Source organism: Spirosoma oryzae, from assembly GCF_003002825.1.
GTDB classification, from domain to species: Bacteria; Bacteroidota; Bacteroidia; order Cytophagales; family Spirosomataceae; genus Spirosoma; species Spirosoma oryzae.
Window position 1 is genome coordinate 117,751 of record NZ_PVTE01000012.1, and the last position, 23,093, is coordinate 140,843.

General features: G+C 54.2%; 11 protein-coding genes, 1 tRNA gene and 1 pseudogene. 9 read left to right on the top strand and 4 right to left on the bottom strand.

The annotated features are described in order from the left end of the window. Positions 1-27 precede the first annotated feature (27 nt). The 3 genes from CLV58_RS15325 to CLV58_RS15335 all read left to right on the top strand — a co-directional run bounded on the left by CLV58_RS15325 (position 28) and on the right by CLV58_RS15335 (position 3,211). Positions 28-2,220 (top strand): S9 family peptidase, encoded by a 2,193-nt coding sequence (locus CLV58_RS15325; protein WP_106138707.1) that lies wholly within the window; start codon positions 28-30, stop codon positions 2,218-2,220. A 165-nt stretch (positions 2,221-2,385) separates the two neighbouring features. After that, a complete protein-coding gene (locus CLV58_RS15330; RefSeq protein ID WP_106138708.1) occupies positions 2,386-3,069 on the top strand; it encodes an NUDIX hydrolase in 684 nt (227 codons plus the stop codon). A 70-nt stretch (positions 3,070-3,139) separates the two neighbouring features. After that, positions 3,140-3,211, top strand: a tRNA-Arg gene (locus CLV58_RS15335). Positions 3,212-3,346: 135 nt separating this feature from the next. Here the strand turns inward: CLV58_RS15335 and CLV58_RS15340 are convergent. Then, positions 3,347-9,403 (bottom strand): putative Ig domain-containing protein, encoded by a 6,057-nt coding sequence (locus CLV58_RS15340; RefSeq protein ID WP_245882341.1) that lies wholly within the window; start codon positions 9,401-9,403, stop codon positions 3,347-3,349. Between the two features lie 105 nt (positions 9,404-9,508). After that, a pseudogene (locus CLV58_RS29160) lies at positions 9,509-10,414 on the bottom strand (LamG-like jellyroll fold domain-containing protein); the annotation flags it as partial. Between the two features lie 369 nt (positions 10,415-10,783). Between CLV58_RS29160 and CLV58_RS15345 the strand changes: the two are divergent. Both CLV58_RS15345 and CLV58_RS15350 read left to right on the top strand, forming a co-directional pair. After that, entirely contained in the window at positions 10,784-11,254 is a 471-nt protein-coding gene (locus CLV58_RS15345) for a hypothetical protein (RefSeq protein WP_146141444.1), read from the top strand. Between the two features lie 171 nt (positions 11,255-11,425). Beyond that, complete coding sequence (locus CLV58_RS15350) at positions 11,426-13,129, top strand: AMP-binding protein (protein ID WP_106138711.1); 1,704 nt, start codon at positions 11,426-11,428, stop codon at positions 13,127-13,129. A 103-nt stretch (positions 13,130-13,232) separates the two neighbouring features. On the opposite strand, the gene CLV58_RS15355 is transcribed toward CLV58_RS15350, so the two are convergent. Continuing rightward, the gene (locus CLV58_RS15355; protein WP_106138712.1) at positions 13,233-14,825 is read right to left on the bottom strand and encodes an FAD-dependent oxidoreductase; all 1,593 of its coding nucleotides are present in this window, start codon (positions 14,823-14,825) and stop codon (positions 13,233-13,235) included. A gap of 364 nt (positions 14,826-15,189) precedes the next feature. On the opposite strand from CLV58_RS15355, the gene CLV58_RS15360 reads away from it, so the two are divergent. Then, a complete protein-coding gene (locus CLV58_RS15360) occupies positions 15,190-16,476 on the top strand; it encodes a serine hydrolase (protein ID WP_106138713.1) in 1,287 nt (428 codons plus the stop codon). A gap of 259 nt (positions 16,477-16,735) precedes the next feature. Here the strand turns inward: CLV58_RS15360 and nadC are convergent, their stop codons facing one another. Next, positions 16,736-17,569 carry a carboxylating nicotinate-nucleotide diphosphorylase gene (nadC, locus tag CLV58_RS15365; protein ID WP_106138782.1) on the bottom strand — a complete coding sequence of 278 codons (834 nt, stop codon included), beginning with the start codon at positions 17,567-17,569 and terminating at the stop codon, positions 16,736-16,738. A gap of 206 nt (positions 17,570-17,775) precedes the next feature. Here nadC and CLV58_RS15370 point away from each other — a divergent pair, with 206 nt between their 5' ends. The 3 genes from CLV58_RS15370 (at position 17,776) to CLV58_RS15380 (ending at position 23,059) form a co-directional block, all read left to right on the top strand. Then, a complete protein-coding gene (locus tag CLV58_RS15370) occupies positions 17,776-18,159 on the top strand; it encodes a hypothetical protein (protein WP_106138714.1) in 384 nt (127 codons plus the stop codon). A gap of 143 nt (positions 18,160-18,302) precedes the next feature. Then, positions 18,303-21,392 (top strand): protein translocase subunit SecDF, encoded by a 3,090-nt coding sequence (secDF, locus tag CLV58_RS15375; RefSeq protein ID WP_106138715.1) that lies wholly within the window; start codon positions 18,303-18,305, stop codon positions 21,390-21,392. A gap of 164 nt (positions 21,393-21,556) precedes the next feature. After that, the gene (locus CLV58_RS15380; protein ID WP_106138716.1) at positions 21,557-23,059 is read left to right on the top strand and encodes an APC family permease; all 1,503 of its coding nucleotides are present in this window, start codon (positions 21,557-21,559) and stop codon (positions 23,057-23,059) included. The last annotated feature ends 34 nt before the right edge of the window (positions 23,060-23,093 follow it).

The window sequence follows — 23,093 nt, forward strand, 5'->3', positions numbered from 1 at the left end:
TCTTTTACCCAACAACCAACCTGTTACATGATTCGACAAACTACCGTACTGCTGCTCTGCGCTATGCAGGTGGCACTGGGGCAAACGAAGCCAAAAGTCACCGTTACCGACCTGACCCGCATCCGGCAGGTTGGCGCAGTTGACCTATCGCCAGACGGCAAGCGCGCCGTGTACGCCCTGACAACCATCGAGCCCAACCCCGACCAGAAAGAGGAATACGATTACCGTACGCATCTCTACCTGACCAGCCTGCAAGCCGGCGACAGCCGCGCCCTGACCCGTGGCAGCGAATCGGCCCGGCAGGCGGCATGGTCACCCGACGGCAAGTCGATTGCGTTTTCCCGGACGGTGAAAGGCAAGCCCCAAGTATTCATCATGCCCCTCGACGGCGGTGAAGCCTGGCAGCTTACCAACACGCCCTACGGTGCTTCCGGTCCGCTATGGTCGCCCGATGGGAAGCGGATTGTTTACACAGCTCCCGTGTCGATGGCGGAGATGCTGACGGATTCGCTGCTGAACCCGACGAAAGGTGGGCCAGTGTGGTCGCTCGAAAAGCCCGGTTTCCGAAACAACGACTTTGTCAAACCCGACAAAAAGACAAAGCCAAATCCCGACGGCTCACTGGCCGAAATCCGGGCATACCTGGCGAAAGACGTTGACGACAAAAAGGCCAAGGTCATCAATCGACTTAACTTTCAGGGCGAATCGACCACCGAACCCGATCCAAGCTTCACGCATCTGTTTATCGTGGATGTTGCCGAGAAAGCAACGCCCAAACCGTTGACGCGTGGCTTTTCGGCCACGCGGGCAGCCGTATGGCTTCCTAACGGACAGGGCCTGCTGGCAGTATCGGACCGCGATTCGCTGAAACATCCCGATCGCGAACAGGATAACGCCATCGTTTTCATCCCCGCCGATGGGTCCGGGACGCGTCGGCTAGTACTGAGCGAAGCCGGCAAAAGTTACGGCTCGCCCGCCCCCTCGCCCGACGGCAAGCTGCTGACGTATCTGGTTTCACCCGCCGAAGGCATCACACAATCGCAGATCGGTCTGGTTAGCCTGAACGGCGCGACGGTATCAACTCCCCGACTCGTCACATTCGACCGGGCCGCCGGCAATATGACCTGGGCCGAACTGCCCCGATCCGGTAAGAAAGGAAGCGCGGGCTATACCATCTATTTCACCGCCAGTGCCAATGGTGGTGTACCTGTCTACCGGCTCGATCCCGCTTCGTTACAGGTTACCCAGTTAACCGGCTTCGACCAGGGCATCACCAGCTTCGACGCCGACGGTGGTCAGCTTGTTTTTTCGCGCACCGAAATCAGCAACCCTTCTGAGTTGTACAAAGCCGACGCGCAGGCCAAAAATGCGGTTAAGCTGACGACACATAATGACTGGGTAGCCCAGCGGCAGTTGAGTACCCCCGAGAAGCGAACGTACAAAAACTCACTCGGTCAGACCGTCGATTACTGGATCATGAAACCGGCGGTTGTCGAAGCGGGTAAAACGTATCCGCTACTGCTGAACATGCATGGCGGCCCGACCGCCATGTGGGGTCCCGGCGAAGCATCGATGTGGCACGAGTTTCAATACATGTGCGCGCAGGGATACGGCATTGTGTACGCCAACCCACGCGGGTCGGGCGGCTACGGGCTGAATTTCCAGCAGGCCAACAAAAAAGACTGGGGCACCGGACCAGCCGAAGACGTACTGGCAGCCGCCACTGCTGCCGCCCGCGAAACGTGGGTCGACACCAGCCGGCAGGTTATCACGGGTGGTTCCTACGCGGGCTACCTGACCGCCTGGATCGTTGGACACGACAACCGCTTCAAAGCCGCTTTTGCACAGCGCGGTGTATATGACCTGACTACCTTCCTCGGCGAAGGCAACGCCTGGCGCTTGGTACCGAACTACTTCGAGTATCCCTGGATGCCCGGCGCACAGGTGCTCGACGCTAACTCGCCCTACACCTTCGTGCAGAACATCAAAACACCCCTGCTCATCAAGCACGGCGAGAACGACCTGCGCACCGGCGTTATTCAGAGCGAAATGATGTACAAGAGTCTGAAGATTATGGGCAAACCCGTCGAATACGTTCGGATGCCCGGTGCCACGCACGAGTTGAGTCGTACCGGTAACGTTCGGCAGCGCATCGACCGGCTGCTGCGTATTTACGAATTCTTCGAGCGGTACGTCGGCCCCGGCACCACTATAAAGTAGTTGCCGATCAATTCGCCGGACGTGGTTGCATCATGACAGCTACGCTCGCTGACCGAATATACAAATAACAATAACGGGGCAACCATGCCTCCCATCGACACGTTACGTAGCTAAACCCGTTCGGACGGACGGGTTCAGTTGCGTAACGTTTTTAGTTTGTCTACCATGAGTAAACTTTCCCCCGAGCCGCTTGAACAGGCTCATAAGTTTCAGTTCTGGCAAGAACAGATGATCAGTAATGGACTGACCATCAACAAAATTGACGAGAAATACCTCCGCCGACGACACAATGGCGAAGTTTTGTTCGCCATGCTCGAAGTAGACGCAACTACACCTGAAGGCGACAAGATCCCCCCCGCTCTGTTTTTGAAAGGCCATGCGGCTTCTATGCTCGTCTGCCTCATCGACGATAAGACCGGCGAAAAATTTGTCGTTCTCGTTCGGCAACGGCGCATCTGTGATGGCTCGCACACCTACGAACACCCGGCCGGTATGGTCGACGCCAGCGACGCACCCGACGAAGTGGCGGCCCGCGAGTTGGGCGAAGAGATTGGCCTGATCGTAGAACCAAGCGACCTGACGAAGCTAAACAGTCAGCTCTTTTTCCCCAGCACCGGTACCAGCGATGAAGGCATGCATTTCTTCTTCATTGAGCGTACCCTACCCCACGAGGAAATCATGGCGTATCACCACAAAAACATGGGTAGCACGTCGGAATTTGAGCGCATTACTACAATCGTGACCAGCCTACCCGAATCGCATAAGCTGATTAACAACGTTAACGGCCTGTTACTCAACTTCATGTACTTGAAACACGTCGGCGACTACAAGACAATGGCTCTGTTATAAGGTTTTTTCGCGTTTTCGTTGCGTCGATTCAACCGTATTTCTTATCTTTGCGCTCCCAACCGGGGAATTTGCTTCCGTAGTTCAATGGATAGAATTTCGGTTTCCGGTACCGACGATAGGGGTTCGAATCCCTTCGGGAGCACAAACAAAAAGCGGCCGTCTGATCAGACGGCCGCTTTTTGTTTGTCTATGTTTTGAAGAGCACATCGTTCGTAAAATACCGAGGCCCAGCTAAGTAGGTAGCTGGGCCTCGGCGGTACTCAACAAACCAGTCCGGTTATGGGCGGATGAGCTTGATTTGCTGCTGCTGGGATGGTGTGCTGACACGCAGCAACAACACGCCCTGGCTGCGGCCCAACGGAACACTCAGCCGCTCGATAGAACCCGCTTGAGAAATCGACTGATGATGAACGGTGTTCCCCAACAGATCCACCACCCGAACCTGCACCGCTTGACCATCAGCTCCGCTAATCGACACGGAGACCGACTCGCCAATCACCGGGTTGCCAAACACGGTCACCTGCAACGGAACAACCGCTTCGAGTGACCCCTGGCGACCGTTGGGGCTGCAAGCTTTCAGCCACTCGTAACGGAAGCTAGCCACCTGGGTAGCCTGCTCGGCCTGCAAGGTCACCACCGGATTGTCGGTGTAGAGCCGGATTGTGTAAGGACCCGCAGCCGTGGTGGCGTCTACCTCGTTAACCACCCGGAAACTGATTGGTCCGCTGCCCGCCCCGGTGTACTGGGGTGTGAAGGTCACCCGACGCTCGCTGGCCGTGATTGGCTCACAACTCACCGTAGTAACACCTGTGATGGCAAACTCAGTGGAAGGCGGGGTTACCGGAGTCGTAACAACCGGCGGAGTTGACGGAGTTTGCGGGGTCGGCGTAGGTGATGGAGTCGGCGTATCACAGGTACTCAGCCAGGCATAGCTGTAGGTAGCTGTTACCCCCGACTGCACCGCTTCCAGCTTCACCACCGGGTTGTCGGTATACAAGCGAATCGCGTAGGGACCCGCATCGGTGGTGGCGTCGATCTCGTTGACTACCCGGAAACGAATGGGCGTGCCATTGAGACCGCTGTAGATGGGTGAGAAGCTGACCCGCCGTTCCGAGGCACCCACAGCCACACAGGTTACGTTACTTACCCCCGTGATGGCAAAATCAGTGGTCGGTGGCGTCGACTCGGTGGGCGGGTTGACTACGACTGTCGACTCCTTAACCGTCAACTCAAAACTGGTGCGAACGGATAGTCCACCGGGATCGGTCGCCGTGATCCAGATCGTCGATGTACCGACACTGGCCGGCGTGCCCGTCACTCCACTCAGGCTAGTTGAGTAGGTCAGTCCAGCTGGCAGTCCCTCCGCCGTTAGAATCAGTGCCCCACCGTCGGGATCGGTGAAGGTGTTGCGGGAAATGTAGAGCGAGTAGCCCTGACCTACCGTGGCCGTCTGACTTACCAGCGGGATCGATACCACCGGCGGCCGGTTGGTTACCACGGGTGGGGTGGGGTTTGTGCAACTGTTAAGCCAGGCATAGCTGTAGGTAGCTGTTACCCCCGACTGCACCGCTTCCAGCTTCACCACCGGGTTGTCGGTGTATAAGCGGATTGTATAGGGCCCCGGCTCTGTCGTGGCGTCGATCTCGTTGACTACCCGGAAGCGGATCGCCGTGCCGTTGAGCCCACTGTAGATGGGTGAGAAGCTGACCCGCCGTTCCGAGGCACTCACAGCCACACAGGTTACGTTACTTACCCCCGTGATGGAAAAATCAGTGGTGGAGGGCTCACTAGCCGCCGTAATTCGTAGACGCACGGAAGTCGACACCTGAAGACCGGCGGGGTCAAGCGCCGTAACCGTCACGTCACTCACACCCGGTCCGGTTGGTCGGCCGCTGATACGACCGCCCGACAGATTCAGGCCAGCGGGTAGTTGACTGGTTGTGAACGTGAGTATCTGCCCGTCAGGATCGGCAAAGTAGCTGGTCAGATCAAGCTGATAAGGTTGGTCCTGAACCAGTTGCTGATCCGGAATGGTTGTTACAACCGGTGCGCGGTTGGCCGTGGTATTACCCGCGCAGATAGCCCGCCAGCTATAGGCAAACTGGGCTTGGTTACCATCAGCCTGTGTGGCTACCAGCGTAACAACCGGGTTATCGGCGTAGAGCCGTACGGTGTAGGGTGCCGTGGCCGTGGTGCTCACAATCTCGTTGATGATCGAGAAGCTAGCTGGGTTACCCGATAGACCACTATAAACCGGCGTAAACGTAACCCAGTATTCCCCCCGGCTGGCATCGACTAGCTGGCAATTTACGGTGTTGACGCTGGCGATGGCAAAATTACCGGGACGGATACTGACAAGAAGCGGTGTAGATTCAACGCTGATGTCGTTACCCACCGTACACCGGGCTGTCAGAGTGTAGTTCGCCGGTTGCGAAAGGGTATAGACAGCGCCGTTAGCGACACCCGTTCCACCTTGTACCGTCCAGCTAATCGTTCCCGCGCAACCCGAAGCGGTTACCAGAATAGGTTCTTTTTCGGTTACCAGTGCACTGGCCGTCAGCAGCGGTGACTGATTGATAACGAAAACTTGCGTGGTCACGTTGCCATTCGCATCCGTAACGGTCACCGTGTAGGTACCCGCCGACAGCCCGCTCGCCGTAGCCTCCGTACCGCCCGAAGGCGACCAGCTATACGTATAGGGCCCAACACCACCGACGACGGATACCGTCGCACCGCCGTTACTGGCTCCGTTACCACTCACATTGGTTTGGCTCCCCACACCCGCTACCAGCGCGGCTGGTTGGGTTAAGGAGAAAACCTGCTTCGTTACATTACCCTTAGCGTCCGTGATAGTTACCGTGTAGACACCCGCTGACAGACCACTCGCTGTCGCAGCTGAACCACCCGTGGGCGACCAGCTATAGGTGTAGGGACCCACACCGCCCGTCACTACCGCCGTGATGCTACCATTGCTACCGCCGTTACCACTTACGTTGGTCTGGCTGCTGCCACCACTCACGATCAGCGCATCAGGCTGGGTGATGACGAAGGTCTGCGTGGTCTTGTTGCCGTTGGCATCCGTTACCGTTACTACATACGTACCTGCCGACAGCCCACTCGCCGTAGCAGCCGTACCGCCTGATGGCGACCAGCTGTAGGTATACGGACCCACTCCACCGGTAACCGCTACCGTAGCGCTACCGTTGTTACCGCCGTTGCCACTTACATTGGTCTGGCTGCTGCCCTTGCCGTCGGCTGCCAGCGCATCGGGCTGAGTGATAATGAAACTCTGAGTTGTCTGACAGGAATTAGCATCGGTGACAGTCACTGTATAGGTGCCTGCTACTAAGCCTGTAGCCGTGGCAGTCGTACCGCCTGAAGGCGACCAACTGTAGCTGTAGCTACCCGTTCCTCCGCTAACCGACACCGTGGCGCTACCGTTGTTACCGCCATTACCACTCACGTTAGTCTGCCCACCAGTACCCGCTACTAGCGCGGCTGACTGGTCAACTGTAATCATACGTGTAGCCATACACCCGTTGGCCGCCGTCACCGTTACCGAATAAGTACCAGCCGTGCTGACACTGGCCGTATTGCCGTTCGCAATCTGATTTGCACCCGTAGAGAAGCGATAGCTGCTTCCACCCGAAGCCGTCAGGAGTACACTGGCCTTGTTACAGCTCAACAGGCCATCGCCTGTCAGCGTAATTACTGGGACCTGCTGATCGTCGACAACCGTGTTGTACGCTATTGCGGTACAGCCATTGGCGGCTGTTACTGTCACACTGTAGGTACCTGCCGTGGCCACCGTCGCCGTGTTGCCATTCGCAACCTGATCGGCACCCTGACTAAAGCGGTAACTTCCCTTGCCTGTGGCAGTCAGTGTGACAACGTTGTTAGCGCAGGTTATCGGACCACTATTACTCAGTTCAGCCGTTGGTACTGTCTGGTCACCGATTACAGTAGTGGTAGCGACAGCGGTACAGCCGTTGACAGCCGTGACGGTTACCGAATAGATTCCGGCCTCCTGAACCGTAGCGGTATTCTCACCCAGTGCGGTAGTTCCTGTGCTGAACTGATACGTTTTACCTCCGCTGGCGGTGAGTAACACCGTTGGCCGATCACAGGTCAACGGCCCGTTGTCGGTCAGCCCGGCTGTTGGTGCTGTCTGGTCGCCGGTCACAACGACTTGTTGGGTCGCCGTGCAGCCGTTTGCCGCTTTTGCTTTTACTGAATAGGTACCCGGTTTCGTTACGATAGCGGTATTATCCTGCTGTGCATCTACTCCGCCGTCGAATTGATACGAAACGCCACCCGTAGCCGTCAACGTAACGCTGGTCTTCATACAACTCAGCGATCCATCACTCGTCAGCACGACAGTGGTCACCTCCTGATCTACTTCGACTTTGGTTTCTGCCGTAGCTTTACAGCCGTAATCGTCGGTGAGCGTCACCGAATAAACACCCGCAGCGTTGACAGTAGTAGTACCAAACGACGCATTCGAATCGACCAGACCGGGGCCACTGTATGCGTAGCTGATCTTTCCGCAGTACGTTTCAGAAACCATTGGGCTGGCTGTCAGCGTAACCGCTGAGTTAGCGCAGGTAAGTGGCCCGTCGTTGGTTAGCGTTACCTGCGGAGTTGAGGTGAAGGCTAAAACCGTTACCTTATCCGTTGCCACGCAGCCGTCGGCCGTCGTTACCGTCACAGTGTACTCACCTTCTTTATTGACGGTAAATTCCCCGGTTTTACTTGTCTGTCCATCACTCAGTGCGTAGCTGGCACCGCCCGTTGCCGTCAGTGTTACGGTTGGTTCTTTACAGCTAATAGACCCGCTGGCAGACAGTGTAGCATCCGCAATTGTCAGCGTACCATCGATGTACTTAATTGCGTAGTTGTCGCTTTCAGCATCTGTAACAGTGATTGGATAGTTACCCGCTTGTGATTCCGCCGTAGCCGTCGTTGTAACAGTCGGCCGTTTTAGCAGATTCAACGCTGTCTCATCCTTCACAAACCCAGTGTAGGTCAATGTCAGCTTTGGCAGATCACTACCGCTCTTACACTGATTGTCGGCCTGAATCGTCAGCGGGGCGGGTTTAACAACCAGGGTTTGTTTGACGCTGGTAGCAGCGGCATAACTACCGTTGCCTTGCTGAGCCGCCGTAAACTCGACCGTACCAGCCTTGATGATCTGGACATTACCAGCGGCATCGACCGTCGCTACCGCCGGATTACCCGACTCGTAGCTAATCGACAATCCCGACGAAGCAATAGCACCGAGATTGAACGCTGCGTCTCCGTAAATCTTCGCTGAAATCGCATTGAACGTAATCGTTTGACCACCCTGATTACGGGTAACTGTCAGCGTATACGTTTTAGTGGTTCCGTCCTGAGCAGTCACCTCGATCGTAATCGTATTACTGCCTATCGTTAACGGCACATTGACTGTTGACTGATTCGTTACGGACTTGCCGTTAATTTTCACCGTAGCGTTAATATCGACGGTCGGCGTCAGAACAATGCTCTCCGTAGCATACTCAACGCTTGCCGAATACATCAGCGTACCTGATGCAAATGCAGGCGTCAGCGAACCTCCGCTAACAACCAGGTTACTCATGCTATTGTCACTGGAAGCAGCAGGCTGCGTCAGCGTATAGGTCAGTGTTTTCTCGCACTTGTTGTTGTCAGTTACGGTCACCGTGTACGTACCCGCCGACAAGCCGGTCGCCGTTGCCCCGGTCCCGCCCGACGACCACAGGTAAGTATACGGTGCAGTTCCGCCACTGACCGATGCCGTTGCCGAGCCATTGGCCAGGCCATAGGCTGATGGGTTAGTTTGTGAATCCGTTATGACGAGCGCGTCAGGCTGGGTGATTGTGAAGTTATGTGTAGCTAGGCAGCCGTTCCCGTCAGTTACTGTGACGCTATATTTCCCGGCCAACAAGCCAGTAACGGTTTCGCCTTTTCCAACCGACGGTGACCAACCGTAGCTGTAGCTACCTGTTCCACCATTGACCGATACTGTTGCACTACCGTTGCTACCGCCGAAACAACTTACCTCGGTCTGTGTTGCAGCGGTAATCGCTACGGCCGTTGCAGGCTGATTAATAATAAAGTCGCTCGCAATAGCGCAGCCATTTGCATCGGTGATCGTTACTGAGTACTTGCCTGCCGTTAATCCTGACCGGTCTTCGGTAGTAGCGTCATCGCTCCAGCTGAACGTATAAGGTGCGGTACCGCCACTAGGTGTCAGATCAATCGAGCCATTACTGCCCCCCAAACAGCTAACATCTGTCGTCGTACCAGTAGCGCCAACAGCTTCAGTTGGCTGCAAAATGGTATAATCTTGTGTAGCCTTGCAACCTTGAGCATCGGTTACGGTGAGTGAGTAAGTGCCCGGTTTTAAGCTGCTAATGGAATTTACATCGCCAGCATTTGTCGACCATGCATACTTGTAAGGTGCGATGCCACTCCTGACACTTGCGGAAGCCGATCCATTGCTACCCCCAAAGCAGCTGACGTCTGTTTGTGACGGTGTGATAATGGGCGAATAGTTACCCAGTTTTCCAGTAAACTTGTTTGGGCCATAATCCTTCAGCTCGTCCATACAGTTAATACCCGCATCAATCGGATAGTACGCATGTATTCCAGCCGCAGTTGGCGATATGGGCGCATTCATATTATTCTGAATTTCCTGCTGCGTCCGCTCGACATTCCAGACTCGTAGTTCATCGAAGGCTCCCTTGAATAGTTCTAGCTCGAAAAGTGGATGCCCCTCGTCTTCAGCTGTACCAATCTTGAAGTCCAGATTTTCTACGCTAGTATTAATCGCATTATTAGTGAATCCTATTGAATTACCGTCGATGAAAATTTCAGTATTGGTTTCACCCATCACAAAAGCTACGTGATACCAAGTACCAGTAACAAAATTAAAAGGCAGCGTATTGTAACCGTACCCATTGTACAACCCAATGGCTCTTAGGTTGTTATTGATGTGGAAACTGTACCGCGTAGTTGTCGCTCCACCAACAATTCGCGCTGCGACAATGCAAGGGTTGGCTCTTCGAGTACCAGCCCCCCAGTCAGGGCGTAACCACAATTCGATTGTACCAGTACTAAAGTCCATACCCTGCTTGAAGGGTACTCGAGCATACTGATTTGTCCCGTTGAACACCAACGGATTAATTGGGAGTCCTATTGGTCCATTAATTCCTCTGTTACTCGACAACCCTGCGTATCGGGCAGGAGTTGAATGAACGGATGGTCTTGGCTTGGCCAGTACGCTAACTGATACCAGCAACATCCACCACAGGAGGTAATAACTCCGTTTGTAGACAAACAGCATAAGGGAGATGATAAGTGGAAAAATGAGTAGACTCAGTAACTAGTACTGTATCTGGATACGCATCGTAACAGAAGAGAAAACCATACTTACCATTACGTGTACAAATCCACACTAGCTACTTTTCAGTATACAATTACCCAATAAGTGTGCCCCTTGTGTTTATTTATATTACTTAATAGTAACTTTTAAAATAACAATACTTACTTAATTCAATATATTAATCTATCAGACAGTGAGTTATAAGCAATTTTGTATACCATCACTGGCACATAAATATATATTATTTTCACTAATCCGACTTTTTTGGCACATCGATTTAACCCGGTGACGTACCCTTGTATAATCAGTCGTAATAGTAGCTAACCCGCCTTGACTGACTGCCTTATGTACTCGCTGATCGTTACGCCACTTGGTATTGACTTAGCCACCGATATGCTGATTGCCGAAATTCGCCGGTCGTTGCCCGACAGCCGGTCGACGGTTCGCTGGTCAGACGTTAATCAGTGGATCAGTGCATTCGCTTATCAGCAGCAGGCAGACGGTGTAAGCGGATACCGGCTGGTCAGTGCCTGTCAGCAGCAGGCTACCGATTTTATGGCAACGCTCCCGCTGGCATCACTCAACAATCCGCTCTCTGTGGGCTGGCTTTCCTGTCAGGTCGTGCGCTCGCTGCTACTGGCGAGTGGCGGTTATGAACTGGATTCTGTCGAGCGCGACTGGCACGGGGCTTATTATCGGCCACTGCTGGCTTATCTGCAACGCTATGACCGAGCCGTTACCCGTTCGGCAACCAAATCAGTGTCGCTGCCCATGCCCTTCCTGATCTGGTCAGACAATTAGGACTGATTATCAATCCATTCAGAGAACTATCTATTCTATAACCGATTGATCGCAGGTCAGGCAATAGCCTGACTTGTTTCGTTATAGGTATTAATCGGTATATTGACGCGGGAAAAAGCAGTTTTTTCTTTTTTTCGTTTTATTTTTGTTATATATCATTCTGATGCGCGTATGGAAACGCCCGTAACTGTCCCGACTCGCCCCTGGCTCCGTTTTTACCCCAAAGGCGTACCGCACGAGATCGACGCTGATCAGTATACGTCGCTGGCTACCTTGATGGAAGACGGCTTTCAGCGGTTCGCCGACCGGCCCGCGTATGCCTGTATGGGTAAGCAGATTACGTTCAGCGAGTTGGACATGCTCTCAAAGCAGTTCGCGTCCTTTCTGCAAAACGATCTGAAACTGCTCCGGGGCGATCGCATCGCTATTCAGATGCCGAACACGCTTCAGTATCCAATTGCCATGTTCGGGGCGCTGCGGGCCGGAATGGTCGTGGTCAATACAAACCCGCTGTATACGCCCCGCGAGATGCAGCATCAGTTCAAAGATTCGGGGGCAAAGGCCATCGTTATCCTGGCCAATTTTGCGGCTAACCTGGAGAAAATTATCGACCGTACCGACATCAAGCACGTAATCGTTACCGAACTGGGCGATCTGCTCGGCTTTCCTAAAAAGCAGTTGGTCAACGCGGTTGTGAGATACGTGAAGAAGTTGGTTCCGTCGTATTACCTGCCCGACGCGGTCTCGTTCAACTCCGCCCTTGACCGGGGCAAGCGGCAACCGTTCAAGTCGGTCGACGTTCGAAACAATGAACTCGCGTTTATCCAGTATACCGGCGGTACGACGGGCGTTTCGAAAGGAGCCATGCTGACGCACCGGAACATCCTGTCGAACGTTGCCTGTCAATACGAGTGGATGAAACCGGCCGGTGTCCCCGACGGTACGGGGCTAATGGTTGCTGCGCTGCCACTCTACCACGTGTATGCCCTGACGACCAACGCACTGGGTGCGCTGCGAAGCGGCTCGATGAATCTGCTCATCACCAATCCGCGCGACATGAACGCCTTTGTCGATGAGTTGAAGAAGTATACAATTACGGGCTTTACGGGTGTCAACACCTTGTACAATGGCCTGCTAAATCACCCCCGTATCGCTGAGGTCGACTTCAGCGCGCTGCGCATTACCTCGGCGGGGGGCATGGCGCTGCAAACCGCAGTGGCTGAACGCTGGACCAAGCTGACGGGAAATACGCCCTGCGAAGGATACGGCTTGACGGAAACCTCGCCCGTTCTTTCTTCCAACCCTGTCGACGGGTCGGTACGGGTTGGTACGATCGGTATACCCTGGCCCAGCACCGACATGAAAGTGATTCTGGACGATGGTACCGATGCGCCGGTAGGCGAACCAGGTGAAATCGTTGCCAAAGGGCCGCAGGTGTTCATCGGCTATTACAAGCGCCCGGACGAAACCGAGAAAGCCATGGTCGACGGCTGGTTCAAAACCGGCGACATTGCCACGATGGATAACGACGGCTTTTTCCGCATCGTTGACCGCAAGAAAGATATGATTCTGGTATCGGGCTTCAACGTATACCCCAATGAGATCGAAGACGTTGTCGCGATGTGCCCCGGTGTAGGTGAGGTTGCCTGCATTGGCGTCCCGAATCAGCATTCCAACGAGGTAGTCAAGGTGTTCATCGTCAAAAAGGACGAGAGTCTGACCGAAGATGCCGTCAAAGCATACTGCCGCGAAAACCTGACGGCTTATAAAGTCCCCAAGCAGATCGAGTTCCGGGCGGAACTCCCTAAAACCAACGTCGGCAAAATCCTGCGCCGATCGCTGCGCGAGGAAGAACTAGCGAAGCAGAGCAAATAGAATTTAAGAAGAAAGAGAAAAGACGTGTGAAGAAAGACTGGATTGCGCCAGCCTCTTTCTTCTTACGTCTTTTCTCTTTCTGCTATCCTCTTTCCTCCCCTTCCTACTTTCCCAACTCCGCCTTCCAGTCTACTCCCTGCCGAATCGTTTCGACGGATGGTAGTTTGTCGGCCTGCATTAGCTCGCGAATGGCGATAATCTCTTTGTCGCGTTTTAGACCAGCGACAGCTTTGACGTTCCCGTCCTGCACGTAAAAAGCCAGGAAACTGTCGTCCTGCTCCGGATTACCATCAAAAATGACGTCATCAATTTTCTCGGCGTGACCGATGTAATTGATGCGCTTCCCCTGCTGATTCGACCAGAAAAACGGAACCTCGTTATAGACAACCCCATTGCCAGCCATGTTCATACCGGCGGTGTAGCCCTGCTGTCCGGCGACTTTCCAGTGTTCGATACGTTGTGTACCATCGGCTGTCGGGTAGGTAGCAATATCGCCGGCAACGAACAGACCGTCAGCGATCTGTAGCGTTTCGTCAGCGCGTAGGCTCCCGTCCTTCTCCCGATCGATACCTTTCACAAAGTCGGTATTGGGTTTTACGCCCAGGCCCAGCAGGACAGCATCGGCAGCCAGCCGTTCGCCGTTATCGAGCACGACGGCCTCAACAGTATCGCTACCTTCCAGTGCCTTTACGTTCCGGCCGAGGTGAAAGGTGATGCCTTCTTTCTCGTGCCAGCCCTGAATGACCTTGCCCACGCGCTCGCCCAGAATTTTTTCGAACGGCACTGCCTCCATCCCGACAACGTCGACGCTGCTACCCAGTTTGCGTAAACTCATGGCGGCTTCTAGCCCGATAAATGAGCTACCGATAATGACGATGCGCTTGCCTTCTTTGCCCAGTTCGCGCAGTTGCTGACTATCGGTCAGACTACGCAACACCTGAACGCCTTTCAGGTCGACGCCGGGTACGGGTAGTTTGTTGGGTTTTCCCCCCGAACAGATCAGGGCTTTGTCGTAAGCAATCCGCTCAGTTGCCTGCCCCTCGCCCCCGCTGACTTCAATTTCTTTCGTCTGCGGGTCAAGGCTTGTTACCCGCTGCCCCGTCCGAATGTCAATACCGTAGTCGGCGTAGAAGTCGGGCGAGCGAAGCGGCATCCACTCGTCGGGGGCTTTGTCCTGCAAGTAATCTTTTGAGCAGTTGGGTCGGTCGTACGGCGCGTGGTCACTACTCGTCAGCATCAGGATATTCCCCGTAAAGCCACCCTCGCGCATCGCTTCGGCCGCGAACGCACCGGCTCCCCCCGCCCCGATGATGACGCAGGTAGTTGTATTAGCCGGGTCGGGCGTAGCCATCGGGTTTTCCATACTTTCCTTGTCGGTCGTGAGCCGCACCATGACCTGATCGCCTTCGATACGGACTTCGTGCGTCGGTAACCCGTTCAGCGCGGGCGCTTCCAGCCGATGCCCATTGCGTACGTCGAAACAGGCATTGTGCCAGGGACAAACCAGCCGATTACCATGTAGCATGCCTTTCGAAAGTGGTGCCTGATAATGCGTGCATTTAGGATAGAGCGCGTAGTATTGCCCATCGACGCGGGCCAGGAGAACATCCGTATCGCCCACCCGAACGTCTTTCAACTCGCCGTCTTTCAGATCGTCGACCTTGCATACGGCTTCTTCTGTGTAATCGGTCAGCATAATTTCTACAGGTTTCCCCTATAAACCTGTAGTCACCGTAGATTGATTAGCCCTCGACCTGATTCGTACCTTTTCTGAACGTAATTCGTTCTTTACAAGCAATTTGCCATAAAAAAAGTAAACGGTCGTTGACCCGCAACGGCTTTGCTGCCAGTGCTGACCGATCTTTAGCTGAGCGACCCTATTCCAAACACGGTATTGCGCAGGCTGGGCTTCAGCGGTCACACGAACAACCATAAACCCGCAAAAGCTTCGCAACATCGTCGGGAGTAGTTCTAGCGAATACTATTGACGACCGGAAAGCGGTCGACTACCACTTTTTTTCGTACTATCGTTCTCCACTTTACTGACGTACGATTAGTCGATGCGAACCGTTCTTTGCCTTTTTCTATTTTTCCTGCCAAGTCTACTACGTGCACAACCGCGCACCGACGCCGTTCTGGCGAAGCTGCTGGCAACGAATGCGCACCCGGTCGTTCAGGAAGTCATTCAGCATCCCGACCGGTATAGGCTCCAGATCATTTACACGCAGATTGATCGCGATCGGACCAACAAGCCTACGTTCACGAATTACTATTTCCACGTCGACAGTACAACTTATTTCAACCCGGCTTCAACGGTAAAGCTACCGCTGGCACTCCTGTCACTGGAAAAGCTGAACGCGCTGAAGAACCCACAGCTGACCCGCGAAACGGCGATGCAGTTCGATAGCGCCTACAGTGGTCAAACCAGGGAGTGGACCGATCCGACTGCGCAGAGCGGCTACCCGTCGATTGCGCACCTGATCCGGAAAACGATGCTGGTTAGTGAGAATGACCCCTACAGCCGGATGTACGAGTTTGTCGGCCAGCAGGCAATCAACCGGTCGCTGCACGCGAAGGGGTATGTCGACACCCGGATTACACACCGCTTCGTCCGCCTGACACCAGAACAAAACCGGCACACCAACCCAGTCCGATTTATTCGCCCCGACGGCACAACGATCTACGCACAGCCAGCCGCCTATAACCCTGATCCATTCGACACCCGACGGACCGATACGCTGGGCACCGGCTACTACGTGGGCGACAGTCTGGTTCGCCAGCCATTCGACTTTACGGGTCGTAATAAACTCCCGCTCGAATCGCTACAACATATCCTACGATCGGTCCTGTTTCCGCAGTCGGTCCCGGCCAGACAGCGGTTTGGCCTGACTCCCGACGATTACCGCTTTATGAAGCAGTACCTGTCGCAGTTTCCGGGTGAGACGAACTATCCGAAGTACGATTCCGCGCAGTATTACGACAGTTACGTCAAGTATTTTTTCATGGACAGTCTACATCGCAAATTACCCGCTGGCGTACGGGTATTCAACAAAGTAGGCTGGGCGTACGGCTTTCTGACCGACGCATCTTACGTCGCGGACTTTAGGCACAACATCGAATACATGCTGTCGGCCACGATCTATGTCAATAAAGACGGTATTCTGAACGACGACAAATACGACTATGCCAGCATCGGTACGCCCTTCCTCTATCAGTTAGGGCAGACAATTTACCAGCACGAGTTAGCGCGTAAACGCAAAAACGCGCCCGATCTGAGCGCGTTCCGCATTGATTATGAAAAGCGACGACCCGACAACCGCCCGACCGTCAAAGACGTAGCGAACTGATTGTAGAGACGCAATCCTTTGCGTCTCATATGCGTCAGCAACACTATACACAAGTTCTTAACCACCTTCCGGCGGTAGCCCTCCGGCGGTAGCCCTCCGGCGGTAGCCCTCCGGCGGTAGCCCTCCGGCGGTAGCCCTCCGGCGGTAGCCCTCCGGCGGTAGCCCTCCGGCGGTAGCCCTCCGGCGGTAGCCCTCCGGCGGTAGCCCTCCGGCGGTAGCCCTCCGGCGGTGAGACGCAAAGGATTGCGTCTCTACATAGTTAATACGCTTTCAGACTCAGGTCGAGGCTTTTAACCTGGTGGGTCAGAGCACCTGATGAGATGAAGTCGACACCTGTTTCGGCGTAAGCCCGCAGGTTCGTCTCGTCGATACCACCCGACGCTTCGGTAATGTACCGACCGTTGATTAGCCGGACCATGTCGCGAATACCATCGGGGGCAAAGTTGTCGAGCAGAATGATATCGACGTTTCCAACGCGCAGTACTTCTTCGACTTCGGCGCGATTCCGCGTTTCGATTTCGATGCGCAGCTTCCGGCCGGTTTCGTTCAGGTAAGCAACGGCTTTCGTAATGGCCGCTTCGATACCACCCGCGTAATCGACGTGATTGTCTTTAATAAGGATCATGTCGAATAGACCAAACCGGTGGTTGACAGCTCCGCCAATCTTCGTAGCCAGTTTTTCGCAGATGCGGAAGTTGGGGGTCGTCTTGCGGGTGTCGAGCAGTTGGGCACGCGTCCCTTCGAGCAGGTCGACCAGTTGACGGGTATGGGTCGCAATCCCGCTCATCCGTTGCATACAGTTCAACACCAGTCGCTCTGCGGTCAGAATATTCCGGGCGTTCCCCGATACCGTCAACACCACATCGCCGGGCTTGATCGCAGCGCCATCCTGTAGCAGTACGTCGACCTGTAATTGCGGGTCGACTTGCGCGAAGACAGCCAGGGCTACGTCGACGCCCGCCAGTACGCCCGCTTCTTTCACCAGCAACCGAGCCCGCTTGGTGGCATCGGCCGGAATCGTCGACAATGAAGTATGATCGCCATCGCCGACATCTTCAGCGAGCGCCAATCTGATAAATTCGTGTAAATCCATACCGGGTAAATCCATACAGACAAAGTACGGAATTTGTAGCGACAGGATTACAGGATGAGCAGTATTTACGGTATGGCTGAAACGTCCCGAATAACGCCGTACCGAGTCTTACAGCCAGAAAATCCTGTTTATCCTGTAATCCTGTCAATAATTCTATTGCATAAGTCTGAAAACGGTGCCAAATTTGTAATCCTCTTGTTGGAACAATGAAGCAACCCCGTCTTATACAACGCGTCTCAAGCCTTTCGCTGGCGGTGATCCTACTGATCACGGCGATGTGGGGTCCGGCTGCGTTCGTTACCAAGCGGGACAGTGCTCAGAAAGTCGTTTCAGGTCTGGCCAAGACAGAGAAGGCGGGTAAACCTGAGAAAGCGACGGCACAACTAAGCGCCAAATCGCTCGAAGCCGTCGTCGCGCCGGCCGTTCAGCTGGGCGACTCCGGGCAGACCGCGTTTCTGCTCCCCGCTCCGACGCTTATCATTCTCTTATTGCTAAGCGTTCCGCTCCTGCGGCATTTTACCCTACCGCATTTTTATTTTTCCTTCTTCCAGCACGTTTTCGGGCATCACATAGCCACAAACGCGCCCTAGTCTATTCCATTGCTGAACGTCTGTGTTCAGTCCGTATCGCTTTGCTGGTTTGATAACGCCGTCTACTGCACCGCGTAACCAGTCGTTTCTTTCAATTCCTATCTATTTTTTTCATCCAACACAGACTTGTGTCTGTGCGCATTATGCAAAACAGAACCGGCATACTCATTCTGACGGGGATCATTTCGGCGATATGCCTATACTTCCTGTCGTTTACGTTTGTCTCGCGCAACATCAAAACCGATGCCGAGGCTTACGCCACCAATAAGCAAGGGCAGGTCGATCCTGACAAAAAACAGCATTACCTCGATTCGCTCTGGAAAGAGCCCGTTTACCTGGGCAGCACGCTTCAGGAAGTAACCGAGCGCGAACTGGGTCTGGGTCTTGACCTACAGGGAGGTATGCACGTTGTGCTGGAAGTGTCGCCCGCCGACATTCTGCGCAGCCTGTCGGGCAACAACCGCGATCCTAAGTTCGCGCAGGCCCTGAAAGAAACGCTGGAAGATCAGAAAACAAGCAACAGTAACTTCGTCGATCTGTTCGCCAGTAACTTCAAGAAAGTATCGCCCGATACGAAACTGGCCAGTGTTTTCGCGACGAGTGCCAACCGGAACAAAATCAACTACCAGTCGTCGGACACCGAAGTTAAAAAGGTGCTGAACGATGAAGTTAATGGCGCTATCGCCCGCGCTTTCCAGATCATTCAGGCACGGGTCGACAAATTTGGGGTAGCCAACCCAAACATTCAGCGGCTGCCGGGTTCGGGTCGTATCCAGATCGAGCTGCCCGGTGTTGATAATCCAGAGCGTATCCGTCGCCTGCTGACTGGCGCGGCCAAACTGGAGTTCACTGAAGTTTACAAACTGAACGAACTGGCCCCAGCCATCGAAGGCATGGGTGCTTACCTGCTCCGCGAAGAAACCGCCCGTAAAGCTGCCCTGAAAGCTGGTGCTCCGAGCACGCCCGCAGCCGGAACGACCGCGCAGAACAACAGCCTGGAATCGCAGCTGGCACAGGGTGGCAAGAAAGATTCGACGGCAACGGCCAAAACTGACACGGCGGCTGCCGCTGCACAGGGCTCGGCCCTGACCCAACTGTTCCTGCCGATCGGTCCAGATCAACTGGGTGTATACCTGAAAGATACCGCCCGTGCCGATGCCGTACTGAACGCGCCGGAAGTACGGGGTCTGTTCCCGGCTGACGCGGTGTTCGCCTGGGGTCGGAAGTCGGAAAAGACCAACGACAACAAAGAGATTCTGCCCCTGTATTTCGTGAAGAAGCCAGGCGGTCGCGCACCAATGGAAGGCGACGTTATCACCGATGCCTCGAACGATTACGACGATCGGGGTCGTCCGGAAGTGACGATGAACATGAACGCCGAAGGTGCCCGCAAGTGGCGTAACCTGACGGCTGCCAACATCAATCGTCCGGTTGCCATTCTGCTCGATGGCCTGGTATACACCGCGCCGAACGTACAGAACGAGATTCCGAACGGTCGTTCGAGCATCTCGGGTAACTTCACCGTAGAAGAAACGAAAGACCTTGCCAACGTCCTGAAAGCCGGTAAACTACCTGCACCAACCAACATCGTTGAAGAAAGCATCGTTGGCGCAACGCTTGGTTCGGAAGCCGTTCAGGCGGGTGTTCTGTCGTCGCTCATCGGTATTCTGCTGGTACTGGGCTTCGTCGTATTCTATTACAACCGCGCCGGTCTGATTGCTGACGTTGCCCTGCTGGTTAACCTGTTCTTCCTGCTGGGCGTTATGGCCTCGCTGGGTGCAGTTCTGACTATGCCGGGTATTGCCGGTATCGTACTGTCGATTGGTATGGCCGTCGACGCCAACGTACTGATTTTCGAACGGATCAAAGAAGAACTGGCGGAAGGCAAGCCATTCAAAACCGCCGTTCACGACGGGTTCCAGAACTCGCTGTCGTCGATCATCGACTCGAACGTAACGACCTTCCTAACGGGTGTCGTCCTGTTTATCTTCGGTACGGGGCTGATCCTGGGCTTTGCTACGACGCTGATTATCGGTATCCTGACGTCGCTGTTCGCGGCTATCTTCATCACACGACTGCTGCTCGATTCGTATATCCGCAACGGCAAAACGCTGACGTTCTCGTCGTCGCTGGCGAAAAACCTGTTCGCTGACTCGAACTTCGATTTCGTCTCGCGTCGGAAGCTGTACTATACGATTTCGTCGGTCATCATCGCGCTGGGTATCATCTCGGCACTGGTGAAAGGCTTTGGCCTGGGCGTCGACTTCAAAGGTGGTCGGTCGTACGTAGTTCGCTTTGAGAAACCCGTTAGCACCGACGACGTACGGAACGCACTGGAAGGTGTGCTGGGTGGATCGCCGGAAGTAAAAACCTACGGTGGTGCTTCGGTTGGCGACAACAATCAGATGAAGATCACGACGCCTTACCTGATCGATGACAACTCACAGGGGGCTGACAAGCAGGCTGAAGCGACTGTCTACAAAGGACTAAGCAGCATTCAGGGTAACCCGGCGAAAATTGAAAGCTCGCAGAAAGTAGGGCCGACGATCGCTTACGACATCCTGACCTCGGCACTGTGGTCGATTCTGCTAGCGGTAGCGGTCGTGTTTATTTACATCCTGATCCGGTTTAAGAAGCTGGCATTCGGGTACGGCGCGGTCGTTGCCATGTTCCACGACGTACTGATTATCCTGGCTATCTTCACCATCTTCAACGGCCTGCTGCCCTTCAACCTCGACGTCGATCAGGCGTTTGTCGGTGCGCTGCTGACGATCATGGGTTATTCGATGAACGATACCGTCGTTGTCTTCGACCGGATTCGGGAATACCTGAGTGAGAATAAGGGGAAGAAAGAAAGTATCCCGGTTATCATCAACAACGCCCTGAACAGCACACTTAGCCGTACGGCCGTTACCGGTTTCTCAACGATTCTGGTACTGCTCGTCCTGTTCATCTTCGGTGGTGAAACCATCCGTGGTTTCTCGTTCGCCATGCTGATCGGTGTTATCGTCGGTACGTACTCGTCGCTGTTCGTTGCCACGCCAATCGTAGTTGATGCCCTGAGCAGTGAGCAGGCCAGCGACGATAGCAAGGTGACCGTAGTAGAGAAGAAAACGGGCTTCGACGCCGTTCCTGCCGACTTCACGACGAATGAAGCCGAAACGCCCGACGAGTTCGCAGCGAAAAAAGAGAAGAAAGACAAGAAGCCGCTGATCCGGCCTTCACAATCGTAGTAGGAAGAGCGAAAGAGCGAAAGAATGAAAGAGTGCGGGTAGCTGCTACTTTAACCGCTCTTTCACTCTTTCATTCTTTCGCTCTTTTATTTGCGTATATTTATCGCACTTGACCGAAATATTATTTTCCCACTTAACTAAATCACCAAACTGAATTTGCCTGCATGGAAACAAGAATGAAACCTAGTGACACCACCAGCGTCTGGCGCCGAAAACCCATGTACCTGTACGAGCAGGACATGCAAAAAAGCGAATTGAAGCGCGTACTGGGTAAATGGAGTCTGACGGCGATTGGTATTGGTGCGATCATCGGTGGTGGCATATTCGTGCTAACGGGCACGGCTGCTCACTACCATGCCGGGCCTGCGCTGGCTCTGTCATTCGTCATCGCCGGTATCGGCTGCATCTTTGCCGCCCTCTGCTATGCTGAGTTTGCGGCTATGCTCCCTGTCGAAGGTTCCGCCTATGCCTATGCATATGGAACTATTGGCGAATTATTTGCCTGGGTCATTGGCTGGGGGCTGATCCTCGAATATGCCATGGGTGCCATGACCGTTGCCGTCAGCTGGTCCGGTTATTTTAACAAACTGGTGCATCTGTTTGGCATCGATATACCCTACTGGCTACGCAATGACCCGGTTTCAGCGGCTAATTTCGCCCGCGACAATGGGCTGGCCGAACCCGGTTTCGCCGTCAATTTACCCGCTTTCCTGATCGTCTGGCTTGTTACAGCCATTCTGGTACGCGGCATCAAAGAAGCAGCCGGTGCCAACAACCTGATCGTTATTCTGAAAGTAGCAGCGGTAATCTTCGTTATTCTGGTCGGCATATTCTACGTAAACATCGAGAACTGGAAGCCTTTTATTCCAGAAGCTCGCACCATTACCGGCGACAACGGATCACCCCATCAGGCGTATGGCTGGAGTGGTGTCATCTCCGGTGCATCGGCCATTTTCTTTGCTTATATCGGCTTCGACGCCGTTTCGACGCAGGCGGGGGAAGCCATCAACCCCCGCAAGGATATTCCTTTCGCCATCGTAACATCATTACTGGTTTGCACCGTTCTATACATCCTGGTATCGCTGGTACTGACAGGCATGATTAATTACAACGATATCGTCGGCGACGCCCTGAAAGCACCGGTTGCTGCGGCCTTCGACAGCGTCGGTCAGAACTGGGCCGTGTTTATCATCACGGCAGCGGCAACGGCGGGTCTGATTTCAGTTATGCTGGTAATGATGCTTGGCCAAACCCGTATCTTCCTGGGTATGGCTAAAGACGGTCTGCTGCCGGGCTTCTTCCGGGTTATTCACCCGGTCCTGAAAACGCCTTATAAAAGCACCGTACTGGTCGGGCTATTGGTATCGATTGTAGCCGCATTTACCCCGATAAGCATTCTGGGTGATATGTGCTCGTTCGGTACACTGTTCGCTTTTGCCATGGTATGTTTGGCCGTACTGATCCTGCGTCGGCGCGATCCGAACCGGGAGCGCCCGTTCAAGGCACCGGTACTCAACATCATTGCGCCACTGGGCATTTTCACCAACTTCTATCTGATTATCAACCTGAGCGAACTAGCACAATTGCTGGCCCTGGGCTGGTTATTGGTTGGTCTGGCCGTTTACTTCATTTACGGTCGTCGTAACAGTAAGCTGAACAATCTGTAAGATCACCTACGCTTTTTCGAGCCTGTAAACGGCC